This is a genomic window from Segatella copri (assembly GCF_003465495.1).
GTDB classification, from domain to species: domain Bacteria; phylum Bacteroidota; class Bacteroidia; order Bacteroidales; family Bacteroidaceae; genus Prevotella; species Prevotella copri_G.
In genome coordinates, this window is the sequence record NZ_QSAV01000034.1 from 1 (window position 1) to 15,348 (window position 15,348).

Annotated in this window: 9 protein-coding genes; 6 read left to right on the top strand and 3 right to left on the bottom strand. The window is 48.7% G+C overall.

Annotation, left to right across the window (positions count from 1 at the left end):
- Positions 1-319: 319 nt before the first annotated feature.
- Positions 320-2,815 (bottom strand): GH36-type glycosyl hydrolase domain-containing protein, encoded by a 2,496-nt coding sequence (locus DWV53_RS10520; RefSeq protein WP_118153575.1) that lies wholly within the window; start codon positions 2,813-2,815, stop codon positions 320-322.
- Positions 2,816-2,974: 159 nt separating this feature from the next.
- Between DWV53_RS10520 and DWV53_RS10525 the strand changes: the two genes are divergently transcribed.
- Genes DWV53_RS10525 through DWV53_RS10535 form a run of 3 tightly spaced genes read left to right on the top strand, consistent with a single transcriptional unit; the run spans position 2,975 to position 10,462 of the window.
- Entirely contained in the window at positions 2,975-8,452 is a 5,478-nt protein-coding gene (locus DWV53_RS10525; RefSeq protein WP_118153578.1) for an alpha-2-macroglobulin family protein, read from the top strand.
- Between the two features lie 41 nt (positions 8,453-8,493).
- On the top strand, positions 8,494-9,558 hold the full coding sequence (locus tag DWV53_RS10530) for a DUF1573 domain-containing protein (RefSeq protein ID WP_118153581.1): 1,065 nt from the start codon (positions 8,494-8,496) through the stop codon (positions 9,556-9,558).
- Between the two features lie 13 nt (positions 9,559-9,571).
- A complete protein-coding gene (locus DWV53_RS10535) occupies positions 9,572-10,462 on the top strand; it encodes a 4-hydroxy-3-methylbut-2-enyl diphosphate reductase (protein ID WP_118153641.1) in 891 nt (296 codons plus the stop codon).
- A 409-nt stretch (positions 10,463-10,871) separates the two neighbouring features.
- Here the strand turns inward: DWV53_RS10535 and cmk are convergent, their stop codons facing one another.
- Positions 10,872-11,564 (bottom strand): (d)CMP kinase, encoded by a 693-nt coding sequence (gene cmk / locus DWV53_RS10540; protein WP_118063612.1) that lies wholly within the window; start codon positions 11,562-11,564, stop codon positions 10,872-10,874.
- A gap of 41 nt (positions 11,565-11,605) precedes the next feature.
- Positions 11,606-12,553: a type IX secretion system protein PorQ gene (porQ, locus tag DWV53_RS10545; protein WP_118153584.1), complete on the bottom strand. Its 948-nt coding sequence runs from the start codon at positions 12,551-12,553 to the stop codon at positions 11,606-11,608.
- A 102-nt stretch (positions 12,554-12,655) separates the two neighbouring features.
- Here porQ and DWV53_RS10550 point away from each other — a divergent pair, with 102 nt between their 5' ends.
- From DWV53_RS10550 to DWV53_RS10560, 3 genes are read left to right on the top strand one after another with little or no spacing between them, the layout of a single operon-like run.
- The gene (locus DWV53_RS10550; protein WP_022121382.1) at positions 12,656-13,381 is read left to right on the top strand and encodes an energy transducer TonB; all 726 of its coding nucleotides are present in this window, start codon (positions 12,656-12,658) and stop codon (positions 13,379-13,381) included.
- Positions 13,382-13,422: 41 nt separating this feature from the next.
- Positions 13,423-14,397 (top strand): polyprenyl synthetase family protein, encoded by a 975-nt coding sequence (locus DWV53_RS10555; protein WP_117586974.1) that lies wholly within the window; start codon positions 13,423-13,425, stop codon positions 14,395-14,397.
- Between the two features lie 39 nt (positions 14,398-14,436).
- The gene (locus DWV53_RS10560) at positions 14,437-15,273 is read left to right on the top strand and encodes a TatD family hydrolase (RefSeq protein WP_118153587.1); all 837 of its coding nucleotides are present in this window, start codon (positions 14,437-14,439) and stop codon (positions 15,271-15,273) included.
- Positions 15,274-15,348 lie beyond the last annotated feature (75 nt).

Here is a 15,348-nt window from a genome sequence, read left to right on the forward strand (position 1 = left end):
AATATATAATATATAACAATTTAAAACAACTTTGAACTATAAGGGCTATATACCCCTTAGGAAAAAACTGAGGAACTGAGGAACTGAGGAACTGAGGAAATGATAGAGACTTAGAATCTTACTCTTGATACTGTTGAATATGTGCTTATATTAAAAGTTAAGTATCAGATTATCAGATATATAAAACACTTGACCCCCTGAAATAAGGGGTCAAGTGTTTAACGTGATACCCATACCCCCTAAAACAGGGGGCATGGGTATGAAATGGAGTTTCGTTACATTGAACTTTCAAATCGTAACTTGATGAGATCTGGCTGATTTACATCTCAACCACTACTTCATGCTTGCCTTCAGAGCAAGGAACGATGGTGCCTGAGATAGGAGTGCCATCCACTGTAATCTGCTTCACGCCCTTCTGGTTTCCGCTAGGATTCTTTACTGTGATATGGTATTCGCCACCACGGAACTTGCGGGTTACCTCATACTCCTTAGCGGTGCTTGGGAGACAAGGATCGATGAGCAAACCTTCATAATCTGGCTTGATGCCGAGGATGAATTCTGATACTGTATACCACATCCATGCCGCTGTACCGGTGAGCCAGGAGTTCTTTCCTTCGCCCGGCTTGGCTGCATCCTTACCGGCTACCATCTGGCAGTTTACGTAAGGTTCTACCTTGTGAAGTGTCTGATATTTTTCCTCTACATAGCTAGGCAGAATCTTGGTATAATGGCTCCAGGCATCGTTGCCTCGTCCGGCTACAGTCTCTCCGATGATGACCCAAGGATTGTTGTGGCAGAAGATACCGGCGTTCTCCTTGTAGCCTTCAGGATAAGAAGAAATCTCACCCATTTCTACATGATAGGTAGTGTAGGCTGGGTTGTTCAGCACCAGTCCGTGTTCGCATTCCAGTCGTTTCTTGCTGCTGTCCAGTGCTTTATCGCAGAGTCCTTCTTCCAGACCGATACCAGCCATCGTACACCAGCCCTGGCTCTCGATGAAGATTTTGCCTTCCTCGTTCTCATCACTACCAATCTTGTTGCCGAAGAAATCGTAAGCGCGGAGGAACCATTCACCGTCCCATCCATGCTGCTTCACAGCCTCGTTCATCTCATCTACAGCCTGCTGCATGCGCTCGGCTTCTGTCAAATAATCTTCTTCTGCAAGACCGGCTATTTCGCCCTCCTTGCTTTCCATAGCTTCCTTGGCAAGCTGCTTGCACAGAGCCACATAATCCTTGCCGGTAACCACGAACAGACCGGCTATCATCAGACTCTCTGCCTTGCTTCCTTCGCCCTTGTTTTCGGTGGTCTGGAAACTCTCGTTAGGGTCCCAGGAGAAGCAGTTCAGGTTCAGACAGTCGTTCCAGTCAGCTCTTCCGATGAGTGGCAACTTGTGTGGACCCAGATTGTTGATAACATGGTTCATCGAAATCTTGAGGTGCTCGAAGAGGCTTACTTCTGTGCCTGGCTGGTTGTCGAAAGGTACCTGCTCAGCGAGGATAGAGAAGTCGCCCGTCTCCTTGATATAGGCTACGGTACCGAAGATGAGCCAGCAAGGGTCGTCGTTGAAACCGCCACCGATATCGTTGTTGCCGCGTTTGGTGAGCGGCTGATATTGGTGGTAGCAGCCACCGTCAGGGAACTGGGTGCTGGCGATATCGATGATGCGCTGGCGGGCACGGGTAGGTATCTGATGAACGAAACCTACGAGGTCCTGGTTGGAATCGCGGAAGCCCATGCCTCGACCGATGCCGCTCTCGAAGAAACTTGCCGAACGCGACATACAGAAGGTGATCATGCACTGATACTGGTTCCAGATGTTCACCATGCGGTCTAACTTGTCGTTGCCGCTCTTCACGGTGAAGATGTTCAGCAGGTTATCCCAGTACTGGTTGAGTTCTGCGAAGGCAGCATCCACCTTTTCGGTGGTATCAAACTTGGCGATAAGCTGATGAGCTTTCTCCTTGTTGATTACCTTCTTGGCGCTGAACTTCTTGTCCTGCTCGTTCTCCACATATCCCAAAAGGAAGATGAGGTCGCGGCTCTCGCCTGGTTGCAGGGTAACCTCGATATAATGAGATGCGATAGGGCTCCAGCCGTGGGCAAAGCTGTTGCGTGGCTTGCCTTCCATCACAGCCTCAGGCTCGGAAAACTCGTTGTAGAGTCCGATGAAGCTCTCGCGGTCGGTATCGTAGCCCTGAATCTCGGTATTCACTGTGTAGAAAGCATAGTGGTTGCGGCGCTCACGATATTCGGTCTTGTGATAGATGGTAGAACCCTCTACCTCCACCTCGCCCGTAGAGAAGTTGCGCTGGAAGTTCTCCATGTCGGTAGCAGCATTCCAGAGGCACCATTCGGCAAAGGAGAACACCTTGAGGGTCTTCACCTCCTCAGTCTGGTTCTTCAGCGTCATCTTCTGCACCTCAGCCCATGTATGGAGGGGTACGAAGAAGAGCACACTCGCCTCCATGCCGTTCTTGCTGCCCGTGATGCGGGTATAGTTCATGCCGTGGCGGCACTCGTAGCTGTCGAGCGGTGTCTTGCAAGGTTTCCATCCCGGGTTCCATACGGTATCGCCATCTTTGATATAGAAATAGCGACCGCCGTTATCCATCGGCACACCGTTGTAGCGATAACGGGTGATGCGACGGAACTTGGCATCCTTGTAGAAGGAATAACCACCTGCTGTGTTGGATATGAGCGAGAAGAAATCCTCGTTACCCAAATAATTGATCCAAGGCCATGGGGTCTTTGGGTCAGTAATCACGTATTCGCGATTGGCGTCATCAAAATGACCATACTTTTTTTCTGCCATTGTTTTTTTAATGTTTATTTCTAGGTAAAATATATTATTTTCGTGCAAAGATAGTAAAAAGTTTCAGTTTCGGGGTTAGAAAACAGTTTTTTTTTGTATTTTTGCAATGAAAAGTTTGATGATTATCATCATTCTATTAACATTTTATACAGTTGGCTTATGAAAAGAAACATTTTATCACTTCTGATAGCCCTCTTTGCTACGATGCAGGTAGCGGCTCAGACATACGACAACTTGTGGAAGCAAGCTGAAATCAATGCTCAGAAGGACCAGCCTAAGAGCGAAATCGCGGTGATGAAGAAAATCATCGCCAAGGCTTCGGCTGCCAAAGATTACGGGCAGTTGCTGGCGGCTGAGACAAGACAGATGACACTCTGGAATGAGATTTCGGCTGACTCGCTGACGCCTAACGTGAAGCGGATGGAAGCCGAGGTGCTGAAGGTGAAGGACCCGGCGTTGAAGGCCGTGAGATATGCCGTGCTGGGTAAGGTGTACTGTGATATGAACGAAAAGAAAAGCCAGGAGTTCTTCAAAAAGGCCTTGGAACAGCCTGAACTTCTTGCCCGACATACATCTGCAGAGTATGTTCCATTGACGCAGAAGGGCGTGGATGGCAGTTCTTTCAACAACGATCTGCTGCATCTCATCGGATTCGAGGCAGACAGCAAGGAGGCGTATCTGCAGCTGTACACCTATTATAATAAGGTGGGCAATAGGGGTGCGGCTTGTCTCTGTGCCTATAAGCTCATCGAGAAATACCGCCAGGACGACGTGAGAGAGGTGAAGAAATCGAAGTATCTGCAGACTATCGACTCGCTCATCCAGGTTTATCAGGATATTCCGGAGGCAGGCGAACTTGCCGTGGAGCATTTCCGCTTCATGGAAGGTGCTACCGATGCCAAACCGCTGGATAAGCTCAACTATATCAACTATGCGCTGAGCCGCTGGGGTGGATGGTCGAGAATGAACGAACTGAGAAATGCACAGAAGCGACTCACCGAACCGATGTTCCGGGTGAAGGATATGCCGCAGGTATTGCGACCTGGGGAGAAGGCTTGGGTGCAGCTGGATGTGCGCAATCTCCAGAACCTGAAAATCAGCATTTCCCGCCTCAATATTACGGCAGATAACGATTATAATGCGCAGGATGAGGCTACCTACAAGATGCTCCTGAAGAAGACTACGAAGCTGCATCAGAAGGATTTCAGCCGCAACTACTATGGTCGCCCGGATTACGAAGAGGTAAAGGATTCCATCGAAATCGGTGGCAATCTGCCGCTGGGTGCCTATCTGATGGAGGTGACTTCGGATAATACCGGCATCGCTCCGCAGCGAGAACTCTTCTATGTGAGCAATCTGGCGGTGATGATTCAGCAGTTGCCTGATGACAGGCATCGCTATGTGGTGGTGAATGCTACCGACGGACAGCCTATCGCCGGGGCGAAGATAGAACTCTATGACCAGCGGTATGATTTCAAGACGAAGAAGGACAAGCGGCTGGTTCATGCCCGATTGACAACCGATGAGAATGGCGAGGTTTACTTCAAGAATGTGGATGGAGAGGTATTGATTTCTACCAACAATGACAAGTTTATGCCTGCCAAGTACATCTATCTCAGCCGTACCCGCTATTATGAGAAGAAGGATAATGAGACTAAATATCAGGTTTATACCGACCGTGCCATCTATCGCCCGGGGCAGAAGGTACATGCCTCAGCCATTTTCTATACTGTCAAGAAGGGGTTGGATGCCAGCGTGCCAGGAAAGAGTATGGAACTGAAGTTTGTCCTGAGTGATGCCAACTGGAATCAGGTGGCAGAACAGAAGGTTACGACCGATGAATATGGTACGGCTTCGGTAGATTTCGAACTCCCGAAGGAGGGAAAGACAGGACAGTATTCCATCTCCGTGAATGGTACAGCAAGCGAATATTTCAGAGTTGAGGAATACAAGCGTCCAACCTTCGAGATTACCTTCCCGAAGGTGAATGAGAAATATAACTGGGGCGACACCGTGGTGGTGAAAGCTTCAGCCAAGACCTATGCTGGTGTGCCTGTGCAGGGTGCCAAGGTGGAGTATCAGGTGACCCGCAGAAATCAGCTCTGGTGGTGGGGTGCAGGCTCTGCCGGACAGTTGGTGAAGACTGACAGTTGCGTGACTCGTGAGGACGGAACCTTCGACGTAGAGATTCCGCTGGAGGCTTCCTTGTCAGGAAAAGACGAGACCGATATGAGCAACTTCATGCGCATCGCCCGTTTCTTCAACTTCGAGGTCTCAGCCATCGTTACCGACATCAGCGGCGAGAGCCACGAGGGCGTGATGAGTCTGCCTCTGGGCACCAAGCCAACCATCCTCACGGTGAATCTTCCTAAGCGTATCGAAACAGACAGTCTGAAGACGGTAACTTTCGCTTACCGCAATGCCAGTGGTATGCCGATTTCTAGTAGGTTGAAATATCGAATTGATGAAGGCGAATGGAAGGACGCCGAGGCGAATGCACCGGTTTCTATCAAGAAATATGCATCTTCTGCCTCTTCTTCCCTCATTTGGAAATCTGGCGTTCATCAGCTGGAGGCAATCTGCGGACAGGACACCCTGCAGCAGAAATTCACCCTTTTCAGCATGAAGGATACCCATCCGGTGGAGCCAACTACCGAATGGTATTATCAGACGGCGAAGACCTTCCCTCGTGATGGCAAGCCGGTCTATATCCAGGTGGGCTCTTCGGAGAACGGAGCGCACATCGTATATTCCATCATCGCCGGCAACAAACTGCTGGAGAAGGGCGCCTGGGAGTTGGGCGACAGCATCGTGACTCTGCCTTTCACCTACAAGGAGGAATATGCGTCGGGCATCGTACTGAACTATAGTTTCGTGAAGCAAGGCAAGTGCTTTACCCGAATGATGAGCATCGCCCGTCCTTTGCCTGAGAAGAAACTGAACATCGCCTGGAAGACCTTCCGCAACCGTCTAACCCCTGGACAGAAGGAGGAGTGGACGCTGAAGATTACCACCCCTGACGGCAAGCCAGCCAAGGCGCAGCTGATGAGCGTACTCTATGACAAGTCGCTCGACCAGATAACCCCGCATTTCTGGAATTTCTCCCTGGGCTTCTATCAGAGTTTGCCAAACTGCTACTGGGAGGACAACCTCAGTTTCCGTTCATTTTACTTGAATGGCGTTTATCCTACCAAGTATTATGACGAGAAGCAATTGGATGTGGATAAGTTTGATGGCAAATTCTTTAGCTATTATGCTTATATGCAAGCGGTGGAGCTGAGCAAGTTGGAACGTTCTTTAGGCGGAACCGTAGAGTCTGTTCGTATAAAGAAAGACGAGCTGGTTAAGGAAGAAGGGAGGGTCATGAAAACTCGTGGGAGTAATATGAACCGTGTTGCAGCGGCTGCTCCATCTGCCAACAAGGTTTTTGATGTAGTAGAGGAGATGCCGCAGTTTGCCGGTGGTTCTGGCTCAGATGCAGGACAATTCCTCGACAAGGTGCAGGTGCGTGAGAATATGAACGAGACCGCCTTCTTCTATCCTGCCTTGGAGAGCGACAACAATGGCAACGTTGCCATCAGATTTACCCTGCCGGAGAGCGTGACTACCTGGAAGTTCATGGGCTTGGCTCATGACAAGGAGATGCGCAATGGTTTGCTGGTGGATGAGGCTGTGGCTCAGAAGACCGTGATGGTGCAGCCTAACATGCCTCGCTTCCTGCGTGAGGGCGATAAGAGCACCATCGTGGTGAAACTCTTCAATACTTCCGACAAGAAGGTGAGCGGCAACGCCCGTATGCAGATTCTCGACCCGGAGACCAACAAGGTGGTTTGGCAGAAGACGCAGAACTACAGCATCGATGCCGAGGGCTCTGCTACCATCTCCTTTGATGTCCAGGGACTGAAAGAGGGCGTATATATTAATAAGGTGGTGGCTGCCGGTAATGGCTACAGCGATGGTGAACAGCACTATCTGCCGGTTTTGAGCAACCGTGAACTCGTGGTGAACACCCTGCCTATCACCCTGCATCATAAGGGTGAGCAGAACTTCGACCTGAGCAAACTCTTCCTGAACAAGGAGGGCAAGCAGGCGAAGGGCGCTGAAGAGGCAAAGGTAACCATCGAGTACACCAATAACCCAAGTTGGCTGATGGTGAAGGCGCTGCCTGCTATCAGTAATCCGGATGAGGAGGACGCCATCTCGCTGATGTCTGCCATCTATGCCAATACTATCACCACCCATATCCAGAAGACTCTCTCTTTGGATAATCATTCTCAGAAGAATCTCTCTCAGGAGAGCATCCGTCTGCAGAATCAGGTCGAGAAACTGAAGAAGTTGCAGAACCCTAACGGTTCCTTCTCCTGGTGGAAAGGCATGAAGGGCAGCCGGTATATGACTACATCGGTAGCCGAAATGATGGTTCGATTGAATGCCATCGCAGGTGTGCAGAAATCAACTGCCCGGATGCTGACTTCGGCTCTGAACTATCTCTCTCTGCAGACCGCACAGGAAGTAAGAGAAATGAAGAAACAGGAGGAGAAAAAGCAGAAGGTGAGTCCTAGCGAACAGGCGCTGCATTATCTCTACATCCTTTCGATGGATGGCAGAAAGATGAAGCAGAATCTGGAAGCTGACAAGGCTTATCTCCTGGAAAAAATGTCGAAGATGACCGGTGATTTCTCCATCTATGGCAAGGCGCGTGCTGCCGTGGTACTCGCCAAAAACAGCCAGCAGAATGCTGCTTACCGCGAGAAGGCAGGCGAATATCTGCAGAGCGTGAACGAATATGCCGTTTACCGTGAGGAGATGGGCCGCTACTACGATACCCGCAAGGCACTCTACAGTTGGAGAAACTATAAGATTCCTACCCAGGTATCCGTGATAGAGGCGATGCAGATGCTGAAACCGAATGACAAGCAGACCATCGAGGAACTGCAGCGCTGGCTCCTGATGTCGAAACGCACCCAGGTTTGGGATACGCCGGTGAACACCGTGGATGCCGTCTACGCCTTTATGAAGGGCAATGAGAGCAACTGGAACAGGAAGGCTGAGAATGCCGTGCTGAAACTGGACGGCAAGCTGCTGCCGATGCCGCAGGATTCCACTACTTTGGGCTATGTGAAGACCGAAAGACCGGGCAAGGCATCTAAGCTGAGCATCGACAAAAAGAGCGATTATACCAGCTGGGGAGCCGTCTATGCAGAGTTTAAGCAGCCTATCAGCGAAATCGGTTCCATGGAGTCGGGCATCAAGGTGCGCCGTGTCATCGTTCCTGCCGAATCTGAGGGCAAGGGCAAGGCGCAGGCGAAGGTAGGCGAGAAGGTGAAGGTAACGCTGATCATCACCACCGACCGCGACTATGACTTCGTGCAGATTACGGATAAGCGTGCGGCATGTCTGGAGCCGGTTAACCCGTTGAGCGGTTATCAGTGGGGCATAGGCTGCTATGTTTCTCCAAGAGATTATGCAACAAATTTCTATTTCGATCGTTTATCTAAAGGTAAGCACATCGTAGAAATGGAGTATTACGTGGATAGAAAGGGCGACTATCAGAGCGGAACTTGCACCGCTGAGTGTACCTACAGTCCGGAGTTTGGTGGCCGCACAGAGACGTATGAGTTGAGAGTTAACAATTAATAGTTTATAGTTTATAGATTGATAATTTAAAATAGAATAGTATGAAACGGATGAATATATGGATGCTCTCAGCGCTGTTGGCGCTGCCTGCATCAGCACAGAAGATTACAACCCAGCACGAGGTGGTAGACTGCGGACAGGTGGTGTTCCGTAAGCCTGTAACTGCCGAATTCGTGCTGAAGAATGACGGGCACAAGCCGTTGGTTATCAACAATGTATTGAAAAGCTGCGGCTGTACGGAGGTAGATTATCCGAAGACGGGCATTGCTGCCGGCGAAAGTTTCGTCATCAAGGCGGTATACGATGCCAAGCAGATGGGTACTTTCACCAAGCAGGTTTGCCTCTATACCAATGCGGATGAAGAGCCGTTCATCCTCTCTATGAGGGGAAAGGTAGTGGGCAGCGTAGTAGATTTCGCTGGTTCTTACGATGAGATGCTGGGTGTCATCAAGAGTGATGCCCAGGAGGTGGAGTTTGATGACGTGAACCGTGGCGACCGTCCGGTTCAGCGCATCCATATCTTCAATCCTACCGACGAATTACTGGAGCCGGTAGTGATGCATCTGCCATCCTATCTTCATGCTTTCGTATCGCCTTCCAAGGTAGCTCCGCGTCATTCTGCCGAAATCAGTTTCGTGCTGGATTCCAAGAAACTGCGTGACCTGGGCTTGAACCAGACATCGGTTTATCTCGGTGAGCGTCCTGGCGATAAGATTGCGCCTGAGAAGGAAATCGTGGTATCAGCCGTTCTTCTTCCTGGTTTCGAGAACATGACTCCAGCCAGGAAGGCACTGGCTCCGAAGCTAGAGATGTCTGCCACCGACCTCAATCTGGGTAGTTTCAATGGAAAGAAGAAGCTGAAGGGTGAGATTCTGATTACCAATAAGGGTAAGTCGGAACTGGATATCCGCAGCATGCAGATGTTTACGATGGGCTTGCAGGTGAACCTGAAGAAGAGTAAGATTCAGCCAGGAGAGACCGTTAAGATGAAGGTGACGGCTGTGGCTGCCGACTTGAAGAAATCGCGTGTCAGACACCCTCGTATCCTCATGATTACGAATGATCCTGACCATGCTAAGGTGGTGGTGAAGATTAATGTACAATGATTTAAAAACGAATATCGTGCAGATAGAAATAGATAACGGCAGTGGGTTCTGCTTTGGCGTAACCACTGCCATCAAGAAAGCTGAAGAGGAGTTGGCTAAGGGCGGTAAACTTTACTGCCTGGGCGATATTGTGCATAACGGTATGGAGGTGGAGCGCCTGCATGAAGCGGGACTCATCACGATAGACCATGAGCAGATGGAGGAACTGCAGGGCGTAAAGGTCTTGCTCCGTGCTCATGGTGAACCGCCTGAGACTTATGCCCTTGCCGAGCGAAACAACATCGAAATCATCGATGCTACCTGTCCTGTGGTGCTCCAGTTGCAGCGCCGCATCAAGAAGCAGTATGTCAACAATCCGGAGGCGCAGATCGTGATTTTCGGCAAGAATGGGCATGCTGAGGTGCTCGGACTGGTGGGGCAGACGGAGAGTCATGCCATCGTGGTAGAGAAGTTTGAGGATGTGAAGCAGCTGAAGGAAACCGGTCAGCTGGATTTCTCGAAAGATATCTATCTTTACTCCCAGACTACCAAGAGTCTCGATGAGTTTCACCGCATCATCGAATACTGCCAGGAGCATATTGTTGAGGGTGCTATCTTCAAGAGTTTCGATACCATCTGTCGTCAGGTGGCTAACCGCATGCCTAACATCGCAGCCTTTGCCAGCAAGCATGATGTCATCCTCTTTGTGAGTGGCAGAAAGAGTTCGAACGGTAAGGTGCTTTTCAAGGAATGCAAGAGTGTGAATGCCAACAGCTACCAGATAGAAAGTGCCGACGAAATAGATATGAACTGGTTCAAGGATGTGGAAACGGTAGGTATCTGTGGCGCTACCAGTACGCCGAAGTGGCTGATGGAAGAGTGCAAGGATAAGATTATCAACGATAGTTCTGCTCTTTTGTTGTAAGATTTAATGCGTTGATTGTTTGTTAGTTAACCACCTTGCTACCGCGTTTTGCGGTAACAAGGGTATAGGATAGTTTTATCGTTGGTAGAAAAACTTAATATGCTGGTTATTAATTAGTTAACCCATTTGACGTTGTGTTTTACAACGTCAAATGGGTTTATCTTTTATAAACTGTCTGAAAATAAAACAGGTGATAAATCTTCTCCCGAAGACCTATCACCTTCAAAAAACAGTAATTAACTCAAAATTTATAATCTATATCATTACTACCTTGTTAATATGGTTGCAAAGATACTAAATTGAAGTTTTTTTCCCAAATCTTTTTCATCGAATAAAATAAATTTATCGGTAAAAGTAGTATCTTTAACGTATTTTTGCACAAATAACCCGGCAGTCTCTTTTCTTTAGCTTATTCTGCTATTGCCTTTTGATATTGTTCCATCAGCCATGCCTTCTGTTCAGGAATGGTCATGTTGCTGTTGTCGAGCGTGATGGCATCATCAGCCTTTCTGAGTGGGGAAGTCTCGCGGTGGGTATCGATATAGTCGCGCTCCTCTACATTCTTCAGAATCGCATCGAAGTCGGCTGGCATTCCTTTCTCCTTCAGTTCATCGAAACGGCGCTGTGCTCTCACCTGTGAGCTGGCTGTAACGAAAATCTTCAGTTCGGCATTAGGGAACACGGTGGTACCTATATCGCGACCATCCATCACGATGCCCTTGTCTTCGCCCATCTTCTGCTGCTGCTCTACCAGCGCCTCTCTGACGAAAGGAACGGCGGCAATCGGACTAACGTGGTTGGAAACCTCTAACGAACGGATTTCCTTTTCTACCAGTTCGCCGTTCAGATAGCAGTCTGGGCGACCGGTTGTTTCATTAAACTTGAATGAGATGCTGATGTTCTTCATCTCCTTCTGCAGTTCTTCAGTCTTTACGGCTCCATCTGCTTCGAAGAGCTGATGACGCAGCGCATAGAGAGTTACCGAGCGGTACATCGCGCCCGTATCTACATAAACATAACCTATTTCCTTGGCAAGATCCTTTGCCATCGTACTCTTACCGCAAGAAGAGTATCCGTCTATTGCTATTGTTATTTTCTTCATAATTTCGAACTAACTTTAATGTATAATTTATAATGTACAATTTATAATCTGTAACTTACGTTCAGCATGAGACTGCTGCTACTGACGTGATATTTGCCGTAGGCAACGTTCAGATGGAAGCGCTCCAGGTTGATACCGCCACCCACGGAGAAACCGGCTCCATGACTGCTTTCCTCATCTTCTGAGGTGCTGATTTTCATCTCGTTGGCTCTCCGGAAGTTGTAGCCGGCACCTATCCACAGGCTCTCCGAAAGCAGAATGTCGGCACCTACTACGGCATGATCACGAAGACTGCTGTCCCAATGGTTCAGGTTGACCAGTGTGGCTGATACCCTGAACGGTGCGTTGGCGAAGCGTTTCGTCACACCCAACTGCAGGTCGATAGGCATCTTCTCGTATTCATTATCGTAGGCTTTCAGCTGTCCACCCAGGTTCTTTGCCACGCAAGAAACCGACCATTCCGTTTCAGGGTCGTAATAGTTGATACCCAGATCCACTCCCACAGCGATAGAATTGTAATCGCCAATATACGAAGTGATGAATTTGGCGGCAATACCACCCGCAAACTTTTCACCGAGCATATAAGAGAAGTAACCCGCAACGGCAATGTCCTTTGCCGAGAACTCACCCATCTGGATGTTGTTCTCATCCGTCTCTTTCATCTTGCCGTAGTCAACAAGCTGAGCCGAAACAGCCCACGAAGCCTTGTCGTTGACAGTACGGTTGAAACTAGCCGAGGCAGTATTCACCCCCGACATATAGTTCATATAATTGAGATTGACTGTCTTGTCGTTTACTGATGACAGGAGAGCCGGATTATGGAATATGAGTGCCTCATCATCTTCTATCAAGGTGATGTTGTCGCCACCCAGAGCAGCTGCGTGAGCACTCACCGGCAAGCGAAGGAAATTATACCCCGTTTGGCTCTCTTGAGCATCAATAATTGTCGCAAAAAGCGTCAATATTGCGGAAATTACATATTTTTTCATTTAAATTTTCTAATTCTTTGGCAAAGATACTGCTTTTTTCAATAATAAGAAGTAATTTTGCAATGTTTTCGTAGGAAATAACGATTTTAAACGGTTTTTATTGTGGAAATTAAGAAATCAAATAGCGCACAACTGGAAGATAAGCGGGTTACATTTTTCCTGCTAGGTTTGCTGCTGGCTTTTACTTTCATCTTCGTAGGACTCCAATATCAGAGAGGTCCGCAGGGAGATGATGACTTGTCGGAATCGATGGAAGATCTTTCACAGGATCTGGAAATGTCGGCTCGTCCCGACCTGAAAGATATGGTGAGTGCAGAGGCTGTTTCGGCTCCTGCTTCTAAGTCAATTACTCAGGAAGTGAAGGCTGCCGAGCAACAGACTCAGAAGGCACCGCAGAAAATCAGTTCTACAACCAGCGAACTGGTTATCGGCGACGGCTCGGGTGTAGTGGATGGAGCAGAGGTGAAGGAAGCGGTTCCTGAAACTCCCATTGAGAATCCGGGAGCTGAGGCTCCTATCAAACTGACCGTCGTGCAGAAGATACCGCAGTTTCCTGGTGGCTGGTCTGCCTTCATGCAGTGGCTTACCAAGAACCTGAAGTACCCTGTAGCAGCCCAGAAGAGTAGGATTCAGGGAACCGTAGTGGTATCCTTTATCGTAAACAAGGATGGAAGTGTTGCCAATATCAAGGTAAGTACTTCGGTAGATCCATTGCTCGACAACGAGGCTTTGAGGGTGATGAAGATGATGCCGAAGTGGAAACCGGGCATCGATAAAGGCAAGGTCTGTCGCACGATGATTGCCATCCCGGTAGTGTTCCAGCTATAAATTGTTCATTGTTAATTATACATTATAAATTATACATTATTATGAAGACAGCAGATGAAATTTTAAGCATGGTAAATGAGTTTCTGGCTAATTTGCCTTACGAAAGAAAGCCAAAGTCTCTTTATGAGCCTATCAGATACGTACTTTCTATGGGTGGCAAGCGTATTCGTCCTACGCTCATGCTTCTGGGCTACAATCTTTTCAAGGACAATCCTGAGAAGATTCTGATGAATGCCGTTGCCCTGGAAACTTATCATAACTATACTTTGCTGCATGATGACCTGATGGACAATGCTGATTTGCGTCGCGGTCATGAAACGGTTCATAAGAAATGGGATGCCAATACGGCAATCCTTTCGGGCGACAGCATGCTCGTTCTGGCTTATGAACGTATGGCTCAATGTGATGAAAAGCATCTTGCCAAGGTGTTGAAACTCTTTACGACCACTGCTCTGGAAATTGGTGAAGGTCAGCAGTTTGATATGGAGTTTGAAAACCGTAACGATGTGAAGGAGGAGGAATATATTGAGATGATCCGCCTCAAGACCAGCGTTCTCCTGGCTTGTGCCTTGAAGATGGGTGCTATCCTTGCCGATGCTTCTGATGAGGATGCAGAGAACCTGTATAAGTTTGGCGAGCAGATAGGATTGGCGTTCCAGTTGCAGGATGATTACCTCGATGTTTACGGCGATACCAAGGTGTTTGGTAAGGAGATTGGTGGCGATATCACATCCAACAAGAAGACTTACATGCTCATCAATGCCTTCAACCATGCCAACGACGCTCAGCGTGCAGAACTGCAGAAGTGGGTGGATGCCGAGGAGTTCGACCGCAAGGAGAAGGTGGCTGCCGTTACCCGTCTTTACAACGAGATAGGTATCGACAAAATGGCGCAGGATAAGATTGCTTATTATTTCGAGCAGAGCAAGAAGTATCTGGATGCCGTGAATGTGCCTGCTGAGCGTAAGGAGGAATTGGCAAAGTATGCTCAGAAAATGATGAAGCGACAGTACTAGTTGATAGTTAATAGTTTATAGTTGACAGTTGATAGGGCAATGTTCAAAGTAATAGATACACATACGCATTTCGATGCGGAGGAGTTTGATGAGGATAGGGCGGAGGCTTTCGCCCGTGCCAAGGAAGCGGGGGTAGGCAAGGTGTTCTTGCCTGCCATCGATGTGAAGACCACACACGCGGTACTGGCATTGGCTAAGGAATATCCGGGCTATGCTTATCCGATGATTGGTCTGCATCCTGAAGAGGTGAAGGCTGACTGGAAGGAACAACTGGCTGAACTCCGGAAGATACTGGAGGAGCATCGCATGACCGGTAATGCCAGTCAGACGGGTTCTCCTCAGTTTTCTGACTTGATCGCCATCGGAGAGGTAGGACTTGATTATTACTGGAGCCGTGAGTTCGAAAACGAGCAGCTCGAGGCTTTCGAGGAACAGGTAAAATGGTCGGTAGAAACCCAGCTCCCGCTGATGATTCATTGCCGCAAGGCTCAGAACGAGATGGTGCATCTGCTCAGAAAGTATGAGAAAGAACTGCCGGGTGGCGTCTTCCATTGCTTTACGGGCAACCAGAAGGAAGCCGAAGAACTCCTCTCCTTCGATAAGTTTGTATTGGGCGTCGGTGGCGTATCTACTTTCAAGAGCAGCCATCTCAGAGAAGACCTCCCTGCTGTAGTTCCTCTGGATCGCATCGTTCTGGAGACCGACAGTCCGTATATGGCTCCCGTTCCATACCGCGGAAAACGCAACGAAAGTGCTTTCGTGGTAGAAGTGATGAAGACACTCGCCAAGGCTTATGGCATAAGCGAAGAGGAGTTTGCCCAACAGACCAACCTCAATGCAGAGCGGGTTTTTCCGCTATCCGTATCGCAAGTATAGGACGCAAGCGTTCAAAACTCCTTAAATAAACATAAAAAAACAATGAAAGTTATGGTATTTCGGAGGAAAAGCAAT

Bases quoted from the DNA above. Each gene is read 5' to 3' on its own strand.
- DWV53_RS10520 (WP_118153575.1), bottom strand. From the start codon at position 2,815: ATGGCAGAAAAAAAGTATGGTCATTTTGATGACGCCAATCGCGAATAC.
- DWV53_RS10525 (WP_118153578.1), top strand. From the start codon at position 2,975: ATGAAAAGAAACATTTTATCACTTCTGATAGCCCTCTTTGCTACGATG.
- DWV53_RS10530 (WP_118153581.1), top strand. From the start codon at position 8,494: ATGAAACGGATGAATATATGGATGCTCTCAGCGCTGTTGGCGCTGCCT.
- cmk (WP_118063612.1), bottom strand. From the start codon at position 11,564: ATGAAGAAAATAACAATAGCAATAGACGGATACTCTTCTTGCGGTAAG.
- porQ (WP_118153584.1), bottom strand. From the start codon at position 12,553: ATGAAAAAATATGTAATTTCCGCAATATTGACGCTTTTTGCGACAATT.
- DWV53_RS10555 (WP_117586974.1), top strand. From the start codon at position 13,423: ATGAAGACAGCAGATGAAATTTTAAGCATGGTAAATGAGTTTCTGGCT.
- DWV53_RS10560 (WP_118153587.1), top strand. From the start codon at position 14,437: ATGTTCAAAGTAATAGATACACATACGCATTTCGATGCGGAGGAGTTT.